Annotated in this window: 13 protein-coding genes; 7 read left to right on the top strand and 6 right to left on the bottom strand. The window is 69.3% G+C overall.

Annotated elements, in window-relative coordinates:
• Position 1 precedes the first annotated feature (1 nt).
• From AC6LJ5_RS13115 to AC6LJ5_RS13100, 4 genes are all read left to right on the top strand, one after another.
• The gene (locus AC6LJ5_RS13115) at positions 2 to 1,045 is read left to right on the top strand and encodes a branched-chain amino acid ABC transporter permease (RefSeq protein ID WP_103273215.1); all 1,044 of its coding nucleotides are present in this window, start codon (positions 2 to 4) and stop codon (positions 1,043 to 1,045) included.
• A complete protein-coding gene (locus tag AC6LJ5_RS13110) occupies positions 1,045 to 1,773 on the top strand; it encodes an ATP-binding cassette domain-containing protein (RefSeq protein ID WP_392410581.1) in 729 nt (242 codons plus the stop codon). The genes AC6LJ5_RS13115 and AC6LJ5_RS13110 overlap by 1 nt, the downstream gene beginning before the upstream one ends.
• Positions 1,770 to 2,465 (top strand): ABC transporter ATP-binding protein, encoded by a 696-nt coding sequence (locus tag AC6LJ5_RS13105; RefSeq protein ID WP_498140694.1) that lies wholly within the window; start codon positions 1,770 to 1,772, stop codon positions 2,463 to 2,465. Before AC6LJ5_RS13110 ends, AC6LJ5_RS13105 begins: the two co-directional genes overlap by 4 nt.
• 92 nt (positions 2,466 to 2,557) lie before the next feature.
• Entirely contained in the window at positions 2,558 to 3,673 is a 1,116-nt protein-coding gene (locus tag AC6LJ5_RS13100) for a hypothetical protein (protein ID WP_498140693.1), read from the top strand.
• An 18-nt stretch (positions 3,674 to 3,691) separates the two neighbouring features.
• On the opposite strand, the gene AC6LJ5_RS13095 is transcribed toward AC6LJ5_RS13100, so the two are convergent.
• Positions 3,692 to 5,041 (bottom strand): sensor histidine kinase, encoded by a 1,350-nt coding sequence (locus AC6LJ5_RS13095; protein WP_498140692.1) that lies wholly within the window; start codon positions 5,039 to 5,041, stop codon positions 3,692 to 3,694.
• Complete coding sequence (locus AC6LJ5_RS13090; protein ID WP_498140691.1) at positions 5,038 to 5,706, bottom strand: response regulator; 669 nt, start codon at positions 5,704 to 5,706, stop codon at positions 5,038 to 5,040. Before AC6LJ5_RS13090 ends, AC6LJ5_RS13095 begins: the two co-directional genes overlap by 4 nt.
• A 165-nt stretch (positions 5,707 to 5,871) precedes the next feature.
• Here AC6LJ5_RS13090 and AC6LJ5_RS13085 point away from each other — a divergent pair, with 165 nt between their 5' ends.
• Together AC6LJ5_RS13085 and AC6LJ5_RS13080 are read left to right on the top strand one after the other, a co-directional pair.
• On the top strand, positions 5,872 to 6,639 hold the full coding sequence (locus AC6LJ5_RS13085; RefSeq protein WP_498140690.1) for a MipA/OmpV family protein: 768 nt from the start codon (positions 5,872 to 5,874) through the stop codon (positions 6,637 to 6,639).
• 9 nt (positions 6,640 to 6,648) lie between these two features.
• Entirely contained in the window at positions 6,649 to 7,533 is an 885-nt protein-coding gene (locus AC6LJ5_RS13080) for a LysR family transcriptional regulator (protein ID WP_233772758.1), read from the top strand.
• Between the two features lie 13 nt (positions 7,534 to 7,546).
• On the opposite strand, the gene AC6LJ5_RS13075 is transcribed toward AC6LJ5_RS13080, so the two are convergent.
• The 3 genes from AC6LJ5_RS13075 to mdeB form a co-directional block, all read right to left on the bottom strand.
• Positions 7,547 to 7,999: a DUF2214 family protein gene (locus AC6LJ5_RS13075; RefSeq protein WP_103273221.1), complete on the bottom strand. Its 453-nt coding sequence runs from the start codon at positions 7,997 to 7,999 to the stop codon at positions 7,547 to 7,549.
• Between the two features lie 210 nt (positions 8,000 to 8,209).
• Complete coding sequence (locus tag AC6LJ5_RS13070; RefSeq protein WP_103273222.1) at positions 8,210 to 10,504, bottom strand: NADP-dependent malic enzyme; 2,295 nt, start codon at positions 10,502 to 10,504, stop codon at positions 8,210 to 8,212.
• 374 nt (positions 10,505 to 10,878) lie between these two features.
• A complete protein-coding gene (gene mdeB / locus AC6LJ5_RS13065; RefSeq protein WP_498140701.1) occupies positions 10,879 to 13,578 on the bottom strand; it encodes an alpha-ketoglutarate dehydrogenase in 2,700 nt (899 codons plus the stop codon).
• Positions 13,579 to 13,886: 308 nt separating this feature from the next.
• Between mdeB and AC6LJ5_RS13060 the strand changes: the two genes are divergently transcribed.
• Complete coding sequence (locus AC6LJ5_RS13060) at positions 13,887 to 15,941, top strand: OPT family oligopeptide transporter (protein ID WP_498140689.1); 2,055 nt, start codon at positions 13,887 to 13,889, stop codon at positions 15,939 to 15,941.
• A gap of 58 nt (positions 15,942 to 15,999) precedes the next feature.
• On the opposite strand, the gene AC6LJ5_RS13055 is transcribed toward AC6LJ5_RS13060, so the two are convergent.
• Positions 16,000 to 17,715, bottom strand: a complete 1,716-nt coding sequence (locus tag AC6LJ5_RS13055; protein ID WP_498140688.1) for a hydantoinase/carbamoylase family amidase — start codon at positions 17,713 to 17,715, stop codon at positions 16,000 to 16,002.
• Positions 17,716 to 17,790 lie beyond the last annotated feature (75 nt).

The raw sequence follows: 17,790 nt of genomic DNA, 5'->3' as shown, positions 1-17,790 counted from the left end.
CATGAGCGGTTCCACGTTTTCCATGGATTTCGACGCGCATGCGGGCCGTTCGCCGCGGCGTCCCTGGTGGTTCTCGGTGCTTGCCTGCACGGCGCTGATGCTGGCCGTGCCGCAGTACGGCGACACCGCGATGCAGCTCGACCTGTCGCTGGTGATGATCCTGTCCCTGCTGGCGCTGAGCATGGGCTTCCTGTGGGGCTACGTCGGAATCCTCAGCTTCGGCCAGACCATCTTCTTCGGACTGGGCGGCTATGCCTACGCGCTGTGCAGCCTCAACACGGACCTGCCGCTGGCGGCGTTCGCGCTGGCCGCCGTCGTGCCCATGCTGTTCGCGCTGCTGCTGGGCTACTTCATGATGTACGGCCGCATCAGCGACATCTACCTGAGCGTCATCACGCTGGTCGTCACGCTGATCTTCGAGAAGGGCGTGCGCGCCACCTCGGGGCCCGAGTACGTGATCGGCAGCGTGCGGCTGAACGGCCAGAACGGGATACCGGGATTGCCGGGCCTGCCGCTGCGGATCGGTCCGCTCGACCTGCAGTCCATCGAGGGCATTTTCTATCTGGCACTGGGCTTGCTGGCGCTGGCGTACATCGGCATCCGCCTGTTCCTGGCCAGCGCGCCAGGGCGCGTGATGGTGGGCCTGCGCGAAAACGAGCGCCGCATGGAACTGCTGGGGTACGACAGCCGGCGGTACAAGCTGATGGCCTTCGTCATCGCCGGCGGCCTCGCGGGCCTGTCCGGCGGCCTGTACGCGCTGTGGGGAAACTTCGTCGGCCCGGAAATGTTCAGCCTGAATCAGGCCGCGATGGTGGTCATCTGGGTGATCGTGGGCGGGCGCTCGCTGCTGCTGGGCGCCATCATCGGCACCTTGCTGATCCAGTATCTCACCACCTGGCTGGGCACGGTGGGCGTGGGGCAGGTCACGCTGACCCTGGGTTTCATATTGATTCTCTGCGTGCTGCTGTTTCCGCAGGGGCTGGTGCCGGCATGCAGGAGCCTGCTGGGCCGGCTGCAGCCGCGGCGGCGCGAAGGGAGCGACTGATGACGCAGCCAGACATCATTCTCGAAGCGCGTGGCGTGGGCAAGCGCTTCGGCGGCGTCAGGGCGCTGGGCAATATCGACTTCACCCTGCGGCGAGGCGAACTGCGCTGCCTGATCGGGCCGAACGGCGCGGGCAAGAGCACCTTCTTCAAGCTGCTCAGCGGTCAGATGGCGCCGTCGGAGGGTGACGTCCTGTTCGATGGTCGCAGCATCCGTCGCGCGCAGCCGCATGCCATCGCGCAGCGGGGCATGGGCATCAAGAACCAGGTGCCCACCGTGCTGGACGGCCTGACGGTGGACGAGAACCTGTGGCTGGCGGCCAGGAGCGCCTGCGGTTCCCGTGCGGCCCGGGACCGGGCGGAGCAACTGAAGGCGCGGCTGGGGCTGCGCGCCGTCGCCCGCAGGCTGGTGGGCGAGCTGGCCCACGGCCAGCGCCAATGGGTGGAGATCGGCATGGTGGTGGCGCGCGAACCCAAGGTGATTCTGCTCGACGAGCCGGCGGCTGGCATGAGCGACGAGGAAACCGTGCGCATGGCGGAGCTGATCCTGGAACTGAATGCGCGGGCGGCGGTGGTGGTGGTCGAGCACGACATGGCCTTCATCGGCAGGATCGCGCGCATCGTCACGGTGTTTCATCAAGGCGGCATCCTGAAGGAAGGCTCATTCGCGCAGATCATCGCCGACCCGAGGGTGCGCGACGTTTATCTGGGACGGGGGCGCGGCGCATGAACCTGCTGACGGTCAACCATCTGTCGTCCGGCTATGGCCGCATCCCGGTCCTGGACGGCGTTCGCTTCCATGTCGGCGAATCGGAATTCCTGGGCGTGCTCGGCCACAACGGCATGGGCAAGTCCACGCTGCTCAAGACGCTGATGGGCGAGCTGCCCGCCAGCGCGGGCGAAGTCTGCCTGCAGGATGCGGACATCACCCGCCTGCCTGCGCATGCGCGCGCCCGCCTGGGCATGGGGTATGTGCCGCAGGGGCGCGGCATCTTTCCCGGCCTGTCCGTGTTGGACAACCTGCGCTTTTCCGCCAAGGCCAATCCCGGTCGCAGCATGGACGTGGAAGAGATCCTGGCCGAGTATCCGCGCTTGAAGCCCCTGGCTAGCCGCCCGGGCGGCGCCCTGAGCGGCGGCGAACAGCAACTGCTGGCGCTGGCGCGGGCCCTGGTGGCTCGGCCCCGGCTGCTGTTGCTGGACGAACCCACCGAAGGCATCCAGCCTTCCATCATCGACGAGATCGTGGACAAGCTGAAGGAGTTGCGCGCGCGCCTGGGGCTGACCATCGTGCTGGTGGAGCAGAACATCGACTTCATCCGCCAGCTGTCGGATCGTGTGCTGCTGATCCACAAGGGCGTCATCACGCGGGCTTTGCAGCCCGATGAGCTGACAGACGAGTCGGCGCTGGATCATTTCACCTAGCAGAAAGGAGGGCGAGCCGCTCGCGCAGCGGATTGAAACGCTGGGATACACAGGAGCGGATACGTGTATCGACTCGCGTATCATGCTCAGCCATGATTCCCGTCGCGCTACCTTCGATCGAATCCCTGCTCCTGCTGTTCGCCTCGATGGGCGCGGGAGTGTGTCTGCTGATATGGCTGTTGCGGTTGCTGTTGAGCCGGCGGGCGCGTTCCCGCTTCGCCGCCAGGCCGGTGCTGGGCGTCGTGCTGATGCTGGTCCTGGCGCTGGCCGCCAGCTTCTACCTGTCATTCCAATACCAGGTGTGGCAGATTGACCGCGAATTCGCGCGCCGCGATGCCGCCCGACGCGTGACGCTGGCCCAGGCGCAGACGCTGGGCGGCGTGCTGATGCCGGCCGGCGCGCGGCTGACGCTGGCGAAGGAAGGTGAGCTGGAAACCTTCACCGAGGCGCTGTTCGACCCGCCGGCGCCGGCCTTTGGCCTGCGTGTCTCCCGCATCGAACGCTACCTGCACACCGACTACGATTCCAAGACGTACGAGGAGCTGCGCCGCTATCCGCACACCATCCACCTGTGGGGCGAGGGGCCGCAGCAGGTCGAGGGCTGGTTGTGCGATACGAGCCAGAAACTGCGCCTGCGCGTGGAGGACGAAGGGACGCGGCCAGAATTCGCCGAATGCGTGCTGGCCGAGGGCAATGCCATCGAAGGGGGCGTGGGGCGCTGGCCGGCCGGAACCGAGTTGCTGCGTATGGGGGGAGGCGTCGTCTACACGGATGGGCACCGCGAGCCGGTGAACTGGATGGTTCGCGTGCGCGATCCGCTGGGACTGCCGCTGGCGGGCCTGACGCTGGGCCGGCCCACGGTTCAGCTGGATGAAAACCGCCAGCTGCTGGCGGTGTCGGATGCCGAGCTGGCCTGCCCCTTGACGCTGGGCGAAATGCGCTATCCGGCGGGCACGCAGATGAAGACGGCGGGTTATCCGCTGCGCCAGCGCTTTCCGTCGCAGTCCTGGGTGTTCAGCCCGGTGGCGCCCGGCCAGGCGACGCGCACGGGTCAGTCGCAGCCGGTGAACGATGGCACGTCGGTGGTGCAGGCGCCGGACGGCGCCGTGCTGGGCGTGCTGTCCAACGAAGAGGCCGGCGTGCTGCGCTTCGCGCGGATCATCGTCAACGAGACGGATCCGCAGGAACCGCCGGTGCGCTGCCCCTGATGCGCGGGCGCCGCGACGTCAGGGCGCGGACGACGGGAACGTGACGGTCAGCGCGATGCCTCGGTCCTGCAGCCCGGCCCCCAGCGTGATGTCCGCGCCGTGGCGCCGGGCGATCTGCGCGACCAGCGCCAGACCGATGCCGCTGCCGCGCTCGCCGCTGCCCGCCACGCGGTGGAAGCGGTCGAAGACGCGCTGCCGTTCCTGCGGCGCAATGCCGGGGCCGTTGTCCGCTACCTTCAGCACCGCGCCGCCGTCTTGCCTGTCGCGGCACGACACCATCACCTGGCCGCCCGCGGGCGTGTAGCGCAGCGCGTTGTCCAGCAGATTGCGCAGCAGCACGCCCAGCGCATCCAGGTTGCCCATGACGGCGCAGGGCTGCGTGTCCAGGACGATGCGCTGTTGCTTGCGCTGGGCGGCGGCCTCGTAGTCGCGCGCGATCATGTTCGCCAGCTGGTCCAGGCGCAGCGTTTCCGGCACGCTGTCGCACAGGGTATCGGTGCGGGCCTGGTCCAGCAGCTGTTCGGTCAGGCGGCCGGTGCGTATGGCCACGGCGCGCAGCTTGTCCACGGCTTCGGCGCGTTGCGGCGTGTCGGGGCTGCGCGCCACCAGTTCGGCCTGGGCGCTGAGCGCGGCCAGCGGCGTGCGCAGCTCATGGGCGGCGTTGGCGAGGAATTCACGCTCGCGCTCGACCGTCGCGCGCTGGCGTTCGAGCAGCTGGTTGATCGAATCGATGAACGGCCGCAGCTCGGCCGGCATGCCCGCCAGCGGCACCAATGTCTGATCCTGCGGCTGGCGTCGCAGAATCATGTCGCCCGCGCGGTCCACCGGCTTGAAGGCCCGGCGCATCACGCCCAGGGCCGCGGCCACGAGCAGCAGGAACATCAGCGTGGCGAAGATCAGGCCGCGCGTCAGGCGGTGGACATAGTTTTCCCGCAACGCCTGGGTGGATTTGGCGGCCTGGACCTGGACGCGGCCGCTGGCGTCGTTGAGGGCATAGACGCGCCAAGTCTGTCCGCCAGAATCAGAAGTGGCATAGCCGGGTTTGAAGTCGACGACGAAGGGCGCGTCCGGCGTGTCCGGCGTGCGCTGCAGCAGCCGGCGATCAGCCAGAGACCAGACCTGCACGCGGGTCTGATCGGCGTCCTCCTCGGGCGTGGTGGCGACCGCCAGGCCCGCGCCGGGCGCGCGTTCGAGCAGACTGTCCGGCGCCAGCGTCATGGCCTGCACCGCCGCATCGCGCAGGGACTGGTCCCATTGGCCGGTCTGCTCGTCGGTCACCATGCGGTGCTGGAGCGCGAAGGCCGCGAACCAGGCGAGCGTCATCGTCAGCAGCAAGGCGGCCGCCAGGCGCTTGCGCAGGGATTTCATGGCGTATCGCCTGTTTCGATGCGGTAGCCCACGCCGTGCGCGGTGACGATCAGGCCTTCGCCGAGCTTGCGCCGCAACTGGTGGACATAGACCGCCACGGTATTGCTCTCGATGGTGCCGCTGCCGCCATATACCGCCACCTCCAGCTGTTCGCGGCTGACGGTCTGGCCCATGCGCTCCATCAGGGCCAGCAGCGTGCGGTATTCGTGGGCGCTGAGGCTGACTTCCCTGCCGGCGCGCGTGACGATCTGGCGGGCCGGTTCGATCGCCACATCGCCCCGGCGCATGGCCGAGACCACGGTGTTGCTGCTGCGGCGCAGGACGGCGCGCAGCCGGGCCTGCAGTTCGTCGAGCTGGAACGGCTTGACGATGTAGTCGTCGGCGCCGGCGTCCAGGCCGGCGACGCGTTCGCTCAGGCGGTCGCGCGCGGTGATGATGAGCACGGGCGTGGCGTCGTAGCGCGCGCGCATCGAGGCCAGTACCTTCAGGCCGCTGCCCTCGGGCAGCCCCAGGTCCAGCAGCACCGCCTTGTAGTCGTGCTCGACCAGGGCGAGGCGGGCGTCGGACAGGCTGCGGACCCAGTCCACCCGCGCGCCGTCCTGCGTCAGGCCGGCGCACACCGCGTCGCCGAGCATGGCGTCGTCTTCAACGAGCAAGATCTGCAAGGGGCCTCCGGGCCGCCGGGACAGGGCGCGAGGCGCGGTCCCCGGGGCTTAAAAAATTCTTAAAAGGTCCCCGCCAGAATGCGGCGCTGGGGTTACAGGCCCCTGGCCGGCGACGTTCCCGGCCGTGATCAACCGCCTGGAGCATGAACCTTGATGAAAACAAGTATGGGCATATTAACAAGCCGTTTCCTGGCAACCGCGGCATCGATGCTGGCGGCGGCCGCCGTCCAGGCCGAGGGCGGCGGCCGGAATGTCGTGGGGCTGGGGGTGGGCGTAGTGCCGGTCTACCAGGGCTCCAGCGAGTACCGCACACTGCCGGTGCCCATGCTGAACTATGAGTCGGGCAGCTTCTTCGTGACCCCGCGCGCCGGCCTGCCGGCCATGGGATTGAAGACGCGGCTGGCGCAGGATTGGGAGGCCGGCGTATTCGTCGGCATGGGCCTGAACCGCGATTCCAGCGATGCCGATCGCCTGAAAGGACTGGACGATATCGACTACCACGCGACCTATGGCGCCTTCGTGGAATGGCGCCCCGGCCCCTACGCGCTGGGCCTGGCCTACCGCCAGGCCGCCCATAAAGGTTATGGCGGCGTCATGGAGCTGCGCGCCAGCTACCTGGCCTGGCGCGACGACAGCAATGCGCTGCGCGTGGGCGTCAACGCCGAATGGGCCAACGGCGACGCCATGCAGACCTGGTACGGCGTCACGCCGGGCCAGGCCGCCCGCAGCCGCGCCGGTCTGCACGCCTATTCCCCGTCTTCGGGCTTCCAGTCGGCGTCGCTGTATGCCGCCTGGTCGCATCAGTTGTCCGCGCGCTGGAGCACGGTCGCCACGCTGGGCGTATCGACGGTGCTGGGCGACGCCCGCGACAGCCCGTTGGTCGAGCGCGACAGCAATGTGTTCGGCAGCGTGGGCATGGTCTACGCGTTCTGAGCGGGTCCGATGAAGCGCTTGCAGGACATGGAAATGTTCGCCGAGGTCGCCGCGCGCGGCAGCTTCAGCCTGGCGGCCGCCGCGCTGGGGCTGCCACGGTCCACGCTGTCGCGCAGGCTGGCGGGGCTTGAGCGCTCGGTCGGCCTGAGCCTGCTCAGCCGCAGCACGCGCAAGCTGGCGCTGACCGAGGCCGGCCAGCTATACCTGAAGCGCTGCCGGCGCATCCTGGCCGAGGCCCGGCTCGTCCATGAGGAACTGCAGGACGGCAACGCGCCCTTCGAGGGCCTGCTGCGCGTCAATCTGCCGGCGGGCTTCGCCACCGAGGCGCTGGCGGGGGCCTTTGTGGACTTCACGCGCCACCATCCCGGCATGCGGCTGCAGCTGAACCTGGCCAATCCGGAGCACGCGGGCCGCGTGTTCGACGCGGCGGACCTGACCCTGTGCGTGGGCGAGCCGCCGGTATCGTCGCGCGTCGCGCATCATCTGGGTTTCGTGTCCGGCGGGCTGTATGCCGCCGAGGCCTATCTGGCGGCCAGGGGCGAACCGGCGCATCCGTCGGACCTGCGCGAGCAAGATTGCATCGGCTTCAGGCTGCGCGCCGATGGCTTGGCGGCGCGCTGGCCGCTGGCCTGCGGCGACGAGCGCGTCGAGGTGCGGCCCGCGAGCCGTTTCTCGGTCAATGAAGCCGGCATGGCGCGGCGGCTCGCGGCGCTGGGCGCCGGCGTGGCCGCGCTGGGCGGCGACCAGGAGCCCTATGTGCGCGCGGGCATGTTGCGCAGGATCCTGCCGCAATGGCGCGTGGCGCCGCTGCCCGTCCATGCGCTGACCGAGACCCGTCTGCTGCCCGCGCGGGTGCGGGCGCTGGCCGGGCATCTGGCGCGGCGCCTGGACTGAGCCTGGCGCGGCGCTACATGCCGATGCCGCGCGCCATCAGCACCGCGCACAGCGGCAGCAGGATGAACAGGTGCGATTCGATCATGACCCAGCGCCGGGCGCGGCGGATCTCGGGCTCGGAGGGCACGAAGCCCGGCTGCTGGCGCGCCTGCTTCTGCCAGCGCAGGAAGCTGAGCGTGGGCGGGATCGAACAGAGCCCGATCACGATGAAGAGCGTGATCTTGGCGTGGAACCAGGGATTGGACATATAGAAGGCGGCGCCCTTGGCGCCCAGCGTCAGGCGCAGCAGGCCCGTGGCCAGCACGGCCAGCGCCGAGAACATGTAGACGCGGTCATAGAGCGCGAGCCGGCGCACCGTGTCCGGCGCCAGGCCGGGGCGCAGCAGCACGGCCTCGGCGGTCATGACGACCACCAGCACGAAGATGGCGAGATAGTGGATCCAGGCGAGCAGGGCGTCTTGCAGCATGACGGTGTCCAGAAACGGGGAGTTGGGATGCCCAGTTTTTAACACCGAGGCGCGGGACGGCACCAGCGCGCCGGCATGACAGCGGCCGTCAGTGGGCATTCTTCGCGTGGCGCGAGGAGGACGGCGCGCCGGCGTTCCCGGCCAGACCGTGCGCGCGAAAAAAAAGGGCGCCCCCTTTGGGGCGCCCTGCCTGCGGTACCGCGTGCCGGCCTAGCGGCGGCGGGCGGCCTCGGCGGCTTCCTGCTGCGCGTCCACCACGGCCAGCGCCGTCATGTTGACGATGCGGCGCACGGTGGCGCTGGTGGTCAGGATGTGCACGGGGCGGGCCGCGCCCAGCAGGATCGGACCCATCGCCACGCCATTGCTGCCGGTCATCTTCAGCATGTTGTAGGTGATGTTGCCGGTGTCCAGGTTGGGCATGACCAGCAGGTTGGCGCGACCCTTCAGGGTGCTGTCCGGATAGGCCAGCACGCGGATCTTCTCCGACAGCGCGGCGTCGGCGTGCATTTCACCGTCCACTTCCAGGTCGGGCGCGCGTTCCTGCACGCGCTGGCGCGCGGCGGCCATCTTGCGCGACGACTCGGTCTGGCGGCTGCCGAAGTTCGAGTGCGACAGCAGCGCGATCTTCGGCACCACGCCAAAGCGCAGCATCTCGTCGGCGGCCTGGATGGTGATGCTGGCGACTTCCTCGGCCGAGGGGTTCTCGTTGACGTGCGTGTCGGTGACGAACAGCGTCTGGTCGGGCAGCATCAGCACGTTCAGCGCGGCGTAGGTCTGGCCTTCCTTCCTGCCGATGATCTCGTCGATGTACTTGAGCTGGTTGTCGTACTTGCTGGCCACGCCGCACAGCAGCGCGTCGGCATCGCCACGACGCAGCAGCATCGCGCCGATCAGCGTGTTGTGCTTGCGGATCATCGCCTTGGCGATGGCCGGCGTCACGCCCTCGCGGCCCTTGAGCTGGTAGTAGGCGTTCCAGGTTTCGTTGAAGCGGCCGTCGTCCTCGGGATCGACGATCTCCAGGTTCACGCCCGGCGTCATGCGCAGGCCGAACTTCTTGATACGCATCTCGATGACGGAGGGGCGGCCGATCAGGATGGGCTGGGCCAGCTTCTCGTCGATGACGGTCTGCACGGCGCGCAGCACGCGCTCGTCTTCGCCATCGGCGTAGATGACGCGCTTGGGCGCCTTCTTGGCCTGGGCGAACAGCGGGCGCATCAGCTGGCCCGAGTGGTACACGAAGCCCATCAGCTTCTGGCGGTAGGCTTCGATGTCCTCGATGGGACGGGCGGCCACGCCGGACTCGGCGGCGGCCTGGGCCACGGCCGGGGCGATCTGCACGATCAGGCGCGGATCGAAGGGCTTGGGGATGATGTAGTCGGGGCCGAACGACAGTTCCTGGCCGGCGTAGGCGCGGGCCACTTCGTCGTTCTGCTCGGCCTGGGCCAGGTCGGCGATGGCCTTCACGCAAGCCAGCTTCATTTCTTCCGTGATGCGCGAGGCGCCGGCGTCCATGGCGCCGCGGAAGATGAAGGGGAAGCACAGCACGTTGTTGACCTGGTTCGGGTAGTCCGAACGGCCGGTGGCGATGATGCAGTCGGGACGCGCGGCCTTGGCGACTTCCGGGCGGATTTCCGGCTCGGGGTTGGCCAGGGCCAGGATCAGCGGACGGTCGGCCATGGTCTTGACCATGTCGGCGGTCAGCACGCCGGCGGTCGAGCAGCCCAGGAACACGTCGGCGCCGTTGACCACGTCGGCCAGCGTGCGCGCGTCGGTCTTCTGCGCGTAGCGCTTCTTGTTGGCCTCCATGTTTTCGTCGCGGCCGTCCCAGATCACGCCGCGCGAGTCCACCACGTAGATGTGCTCGCGCTTGACGCCCAGGTGCACCAGCAGGTCCAGGCAGGCGATGGCGGCGGCGCCGGCGCCCGAGCAGGCCAGCTTGACCGAGCCGATGTCCTTGTTCACGACCTTCAGGCCGTTCAGGATGGCGGCCGACGAGATGATGGCGGTGCCGTGCTGGTCGTCATGGAAGACCGGGATCTTCATGCGCTCGCGCAGCTTCTTCTCGATGTAGAAGCACTCGGGCGCCTTGATGTCCTCGAGGTTGACGCCGCCCAGCGTGGGTTCCAGCGCCGCGATGATGTCGACCAGCTTGTCGGGGTCGTTCTCGGCCAGTTCGATGTCGAACACGTCGATGCCGGCGAACTTCTTGAACAGGCAGCCCTTGCCTTCCATCACGGGCTTGGCGGCCAGCGGGCCGATGTTGCCCAGGCCCAGCACGGCGGTGCCGTTGGTGATCACGCCCACCAGGTTGCCGCGCGAGGTGTACTTGGACGCGGCGTCGTCGCCCTGGTCGAAGATGGCCATGCACGCGGCGGCCACGCCCGGCGAGTAGGCCAGCGACAGGTCGTCCTGGTTGGCCAGCGTCTTGGTCGGGGTGACGGAGATTTTGCCCGGGGTCGGGTAGGCGTGGTAGTCCAACGCCAATTTAGCGAGAGTGTCGTCCATGGGGATAGGGCCTGCGAGGGCCATCAACGGTGAAACGGAAACGGGAAACAAAAATGCGGGCCTGGGGCCCGCGTATTCTTTGGGGAAATGCCTGGGAACGTCCGTATTTCACCAGAAAGCGGGCGCGAGCGCTTGCTGCGCCGCAACGAGCAGCGGATTCAGGGTGGACTTTGATCAAGCCGGCGCGTGATCGCGGCGGGAAATCCGCGCGGTTCGGGCTGCGGGCGGGCCGCGAAAGGAATGGGGGGCGACGAGAGGCGGTAATGCCGGCCTGGGACAAGTCCGACGGCGGACCTGGATCCGGGAACAGGTCGGTGGGGAATGGGCGGCGGGGAGGCGGCCTCGCCGCAATGGCGCGGCCGCCTCCCTGTGTTTCACTGCGCCCAGGGCGGCGTATGGCGCGTTGCCGCGCCCAGCCGCTCGCGCAGCGCCTGGACGTCGGCCGCGCGTCCCAGGCTGTCCAGCGCTTGCAGCACGATCCAGTCGCGGCCGACCTCGAAGAAGTCGCGCAGCTGCGCCCGCGTGTCGCTGCGGCCGAAACCGTCGGTGCCCAGAGTGCGGTAGGGCGCGGGCACCAAGGCGCGGATCTGTTCGGGCACGGCGCGCACGTAGTCGCTGGCGGCGATCACGGGGGCCTGGCTGTCGCCCAGGCAGGCCCGGACCCAGTCGGCATCCGGGGCCGCCGGCAGGCCCAGCAGGCGGGCGCGCTCGGCTTCGCGGCCGTCGCGCGCCAGTTCGGAATAGCTGGTCACGCTCCAGACCTCGGCGTCCACGCCGTATTCGTCGCGCAGGCGATCGGCCGCCAGTTCGGCCTCGCGCAGCATGGGGCCCGAGCCCAGCAGGCGCACCTGGGCCTGGCCGCGCGCCGGGCGCAGCCGGTACAGGCCGCGCAGGATGCCCGCGCGCGCCGCCGGGTCCGCCGGCATGTCGGGCTGGGCCAGGTTCTCGTTGGTGACGGTCAGGTAGAAGAACTCGTCGTGCTGCTCGTCCAGCATGCGGCGCATGCCGTATTCCACGATCACGGCGACCTCGTAGGCGTAAGCCGGATCGTAGGCGCGGCAGTTGGGCACGGTGGCCGCCGTCAGGTGGCTGGAGCCGTCCTGGTGCTGCAGGCCCTCGCCGCCCAGAGTGGTGCGGCCCGAGGTGGCGCCCACCAGGAAGCCGCGCGTGCGCTGGTCGGCGGCGGCCCAGATCAGGTCGCCGATGCGCTGGAAGCCAAACATCGAGTAATAGATATAGAACGGCAGCATGGGCAGGCCGTTCACCGAATAGCTGGTGCCGGCGGCGGTCCAGGACGAGATCGCGCCGGCCTCGGTGATGCCTTCCTCCAGGATCTGGCCGTCGCGCGCCTCGCGGTAATAGAGCACCGAGCCGATGTCCTCCGGCTCGTACAGCTGGCCCTGCGCCGAATAGATGCCGATCTGGCGGAACAGGTTGGCCATGCCGAAGGTGCGCGCCTCGTCGGCCACGATGGGCACGATGCGCGGGCCCACGGTCGCGTCCTTGAGCAGGGCGGTCAGCATGCGCACGATGGCCATGGTCGACGACATTTCCTTGCCGTCGGCCTCCAGCGCGAAGCGGCCCCACTGCGCGACCTCGGGCGCGGGCAGGCGCGGCGACTGCGTGTTGCGGCGGGGAATGTGGCCGCCCAGCGCCGCGCGCCGCGCCTGCAGGTGGCGGATCTCGGCGCTGTCGGGCGCCGGGCGGTAGAACTTCAGCGCCAGGCAGTCGGCGTCCGAGATCGGCAGCGCGAAGCGGTCGCGGAAGGCCAGCAGTGCCTCGTCGTCCAGCTTCTTCTGCTGGTGCGTGGTCATCTTGCCCTGGCCGGCCGTACCCATGCCGAAGCCCTTCTTGGTCTGCGCCAGGATGACGGTGGGCTGGCCCCGGTGGCGCGCCGCGCGATGGTAGGCGGCGTGGATCTTCACCATGTCGTGGCCGCCGCGGTGCAGGCGGTCGATGGCGTCGTCGGTCCAGTCGGCCACCAGCGCCGCCAGCTCGGGATTCTGGTTGAAGAAATGCGCGCGGTTGAAGGCGCCGTCATTGGCGGCGAAGGTCTGGAACTGGCCGTCCACCGTGTTGGCGAAGGCGCGCGCCAGCGCGCCGGTGGCGTCGCGCCGCAGGAGCGCGTCCCAGTCGCTGCCCCAGACCAGCTTGATGACGTTCCAGCCGGCGCCGGCGTACAGCGTTTCCAGCTCATCGATGATGCGGCCGTTGCCGCGCACCGGGCCGTCCAGCCGTTGCAGGTTGCAGTTGACCACGAACACCAGGTTGTCGAGCTTCTCGCGCGCGGCCAGCGTCAGCGCGGCGATCGATTCGGGCTCGTCCATCTCGCCGTCGCCGAAGATGCCCCAGACCTTGCGCTCGCTGGCAGGGGCCAGCGAGCGGTGTTCCAGGTAGCGCATGAAGCGGGCCTGATAGATGGCGTTGATCGGGCCGATTCCCATCGAGCCGGTGGGAAACTGCCAGAAGTCCGGCATCAGCCACGGGTGCGGATAGGACGACAGGCCGCGCAGGCCGCGCGCCCGCGCCGTGATCTCCTGGCGGAAATGCGCCAGGTCCTCGTCGTTCAGGAAGCCTTCCAGGTAGGCGCGCGCATAGACGCCCGGCGCGGAGTGCGGTTGCATGTAGACCAGGTCGCCGGGACCGTCCGGACCCTGCGCGCGAAAGAAATGATTGAAGCCCACCTCGAACAGGTCGGCGGCCGAGGCATAGCTGGCGATGTGGCCGCCCAGCTCGCCGTGCGCCTGGTTGGCCCGCACCACCATGGCCAGCGCGTTCCAGCGATTGATGCGGGCGATGCGCTCTTCCACCGCCAGGTTGCCGGGGAAGGGCGGCTCCTGGTCGGCCGGGATGGTATTCAGATAGGCGCTGCGGGTCTGGCCGTTGGCGCGCAGCCCCAGCGACGCGGCGTGGGCCAGCAGATTCTCCAGCACGTAACCGGCGCGGCCAGGGCCGGCGCTCTGCGCCAGCGCCTGCAGGGCCTCGCGCCATTCGGCGGTTTCGGCGGGATCGGCGTCCTCGGTGGCGGCTTGCCGGAGGTCTTGCCCGGCGTTCGGATGGCTGGCGTCGCACATGGTGAAATCGTCTCCTGTTATAGCGCTCATGCTAGACCCTGGCCTCCGGTATGAGTGTCCAAATTCCCGTGCGGTATCGTAGGGATTCAGCATAATCTTCCGCGATCTTTTTCGCTGGCGGCAGTTTCTGCCGTGCAATGCGTTTGATGTCGCGCGACCACTGGGCGGACGCGGGCAGGCTAGAATTCGCGGTTTGGCAAAAAAACCAACCGGCAAACCTACAGGGCGACATGCCCCTAAGGCCGGGCGCCGCGGCGCGGACCAGAAGTCCGACACGCAGCCGCCCGGCCAGTGAAAAGGAGACTTCAATGGCTCAACCCATCAGCGTCCCGGCAGACGTGACGCTGCCGGAACTGACGTTCCGCGGCGTCCTGCTGGGCGCACTGATCACCGTCATCTTCACGGCTTCGAACGTGTTCCTCGGGCTGAAGGTCGGCCTGACCTTCTCGTCCGCCATCCCGGCGGCCGTGATTTCCATGTCCGTGCTGCGCCTGTTCAAGGACGCCAACATCCTTGAAAACAACATGGTGCAGACGCAGGCTTCGGCGGCGGGCACGCTGTCGTCCATCATCTTCATCCTGCCCGCTCTGGTCATGATGGGCTACTGGCAGGGCTTTCCGTTCTGGCAGACCCTGGGCATCTGCGCCGCCGGCGGCATGCTGGGCGTGATGTTCTCGATTCCGCTGCGCCACGTCATGGTGGTGCAGAGCGAGCTGCCCTATCCCGAGGGCGTGGCCGCGGCCGAGATTCTCCGGGTGGGCAGCGCCGAGCGCGCTCAGGAAGCGCAGGCCGACGCCGCGCCGGGCAAGGCGGCCAAGCCCGCCGCCACCGGCATGGCCGATATCGCGGCCGGCGGCGTGGTCGCCGCGGCGGTGAGCTTCGCCGCCAGCGGCCTGCGGGTGCTGGGCGAGAGCGTGAGCGGCTGGTTCGCGCTGGGCGGGGCGGTGTTCCGCCTGCCCATGGGCTTTTCGCTGGCGCTGCTGGGCGCCGGCTACCTGATCGGCATCGTGGCCGGCATGGCCATGCTGACCGGTCTGGTGATCGCCTGGGGCATCGCCGTGCCGGTGTTGACCGCCATGGGCGACCTGCCGACCGGCAAGACGCTGGCGCAGTACGCCACCGGCATCTGGTCTTCGCAGGTGCGCTTCATCGGCGCCGGCGTGATCGGCGTGGGCGCGATCTGGACCCTGGCCACGCTGTTCATGCCGATGGCGCGCGGCGTCAAGGCCTCGTTCTCGGCCCTGAGCAAGGCGGGCAAGGCCCGCGCCGGCCAGGCGCCGCGCACCGAGCGCGACCTGTCGGCGGGCTGGATCTCCCTCGTCACGCTGGTGCTGGTGGCCATCCTGGTCATCACGTTCCAGGTCTTCCTGGCCGACGCGCCGCTGTCGGCGGCTGCCGTCTGGAAGCTGGTCGCCTACGCCGTGCTGTTCGCCTTCGTCTTCGGCTTCCTGGTGGCGGCGGCCTGCGGGTACATGGCCGGCCTGGTGGGCACGTCGTCCAGCCCGATCTCGGGCGTGGGCATCGTCGCCATCGTGTTGGTCTCGCTGCTGATGCTGGTCCTGGGCGGCGAGCTGCTGGAAGCGAAGAACGGCGTGCAGATGACCATCGCGCTGGCGATCTTCAGCACCTCGGCGGTGGTGGCGGTGGCCTCGATCGCCAACGACAACCTGCAGGACCTGAAGACCGGCTGGCTGGTGGGCGCGACACCCTGGCGCCAGCAGGTGGCGCTGCTGATCGGCTGCGTGCTCGGCGCCGCCGTGATCTCGCCGGTGCTGGAACTGCTGTATAACGCCTACGGCTTCGCCGACGCCATGCCGCGCGAAGGCATGGATCCGGGCCAGGCCCTGTCCGCGCCGCAGGCGACGCTGATGCTGGCGATCGCGCGCGGCATCTTCTCGCACCAGCTGAACTGGACCATGATCCTGATCGGCATGGCGGTGGGCGTGGGCCTGATCGCGGTCGACGCCATCATGCAGCGCACCTGCCGCGTGGCGCGCATGCCGGTGCTGGCCGTGGGCATCGGCATCTATCTGCCGCCCACCGTCGCCGCGCCGCTGGTGGCGGGCGCCTTGCTGGCCTGGGCGCTGGAGCGCGCGCTGCGCCGCCGCGCCGCGGCCGCCGGCCAGCGCTATGACGACTACGCCGACGCCGCCAACCGGCGCGGCGTGCTGATCGCCTCCGGCCTGATCGTGGGCGAGAGCTTGGTGGGCGTGCTGATGGCCGCCATCATCGGCGCCTCGGGCAGCGAAGCGCCGCTGGCCCTGGTCGGCGCGGACTTCGGCGTCACCGCCTCGTACCTGGGGCTGGCCGTGTTCGCGTTCGTGGCCCTGTTGTTCTGGCGCCGGGTGATGCGCCTGGCCTGAGCGATTCCCGGATCGGCCCGCCGCCGGTCTGCCCGCGATCGCGGGCCGATTTTCTTGTTCAATTCCCCGATTCGCGGGCCAGCTCGTCCAGCAGGCTGCCATAGGCCTGCACGGCCAGCTGGATGTCGTCGCTGGTGGTGGTTTCCAGCGGATTGTGGCTGATGCCGTGGTTCTGACCGCGCACGAACAGCATGGCCTGCGGCATGATTTCATGCAGCTTCATGGCGTCGTGGCCGGCGCCGCTGGCCATGCAATGCGGCGGCAGGCCCTGCGCGGCGATGGCGCGCTCCCAGCGCTGTTGCCATCGCGGATGGCTGGGCGCGGCCGAGGCGCGCATGGTTTGCTCCGTCGTCTGGCGCAGGCCACGGCGCGCGCAGATGGCGGCCAGCTCGGCCAGCACGTCGCGGGCCAGCGCGTCGCGCTGCGCATCGCTGGGCGCGCGCAGGTCCAGGCTGAACCGGCATTCCCCGGGCACCACATTGATCGAGCCGTTCGGCACCTCCAGCATGCCCACCGTGCCGACCGAGCCCGCGTCGGCGGCGGCGCGCCGCTCCACGTACAGCAACAGTTCCGCCGCGGCCGTGGCCGCGTCGCGTCGGCTGCCCATGGGCGTGGTGCCGGCGTGGCTGGCCATGCCCTGGATGCGCACGCGGTAGCGCACGCAGCCATTGATCGAGGTCACGGCGGCCAGCGGCAGGCCCAGCTCGTACAGCACCGGGCCCTGCTCGATATGCACCTCGATGAAGCCCAGGTAGCGCGCCGGATCGCGGCGCAGCCGGGGAATGTCCTCGGCCCGCAGGCCGGCGCGGCGCAGCGCCTCGCGCATGCTGATGCCGTCGGCGTCCACCTGGTCCAGCCAGGCGGGTTGGAAGTCGCCCGTCAGCGCGCCGGATCCCAGAAAGGTGGCGGGATAACGCTGACCTTCTTCTTCCGCGAAGGCGACCACCTCGATCTGGAACGGCAGCCGCCGGCCCTGGCGGCTCAGCTCGCGCACGCAGGCCATGGGCACGAAGATGCCCAGGCGGCCGTCGTACTTGCCGGCGTTGCGCACCGTGTCGTAGTGGCTGCCGGTCAACAGGATGGGGGCGTCCGCCGTGGCGGCGCGATAGCGGCCGACCACGTTGCCGACCGCGTCGATGCCGACCTCGTCGAAGCCGCCGTCGCGCATCCAGGTTTCGATCTGGCGGGCGCAGGCCCGGTGGGCATCGGTCAGGTAGGTGACGGTGAGCAGGCCGCGCTCGGCGTAGCCGGGGTCGCTGTGCGCGCTCAGTTGCTCATGCCAGTCCCAGATATCCTCGCCCAGCGCGGGGCGGTCACCGAAGGCGTCGCGCAGTCGCAGTTCGGCGTTGCGATGGAGCGCGATCAGCGTCTCTTGCCGTTCGATGTCGGCCGGATGGTCCAGGCGACGCGCGAGGCTGGCGATGGCCTGGCCCGCGTCCAGTTCGCGGCCCCGTGCGTCGTGCGTCGCCAGCACGGGATCGTGGCCATGGCGCTCGCGATAGGCGGCGGCCAGTCTGGCCAGCTCGTCTCGTTCGGCGGACGTGTCGCCCTTGGGGAGCGTGCTGGCGCCGGCGTCGATCAGCGCCGCCAGCACCTCGCCGCCCGCGCCGTCGACAGCGCGGCGCAGGGCCTGCTTGAGCTGGGCCAGCGTGGCGAAGGGGCGTTCGTCCAGCGCCCGGGCCGCGATCCCGGGCGCGCCCGGGTACAGTCCGGCCAGCATGCTGGCGGCGTCGTCGGCGGTCGCGGCGTTGAGTCGGGCTAGCGTATGGGGCATGGCGCGGATCCGTGAGAGGGCAGGGGCGGGAAAGGGCCAGACACCATAGCCCGAATCCCGTCGCGGTCATATACA

The organism is Achromobacter sp. 1011791174 (assembly GCF_059760925.1).
The sequence above is the reverse complement of the archived record's forward strand: the minus strand, read 5'-3'. Positions and strand labels throughout refer to the sequence as shown.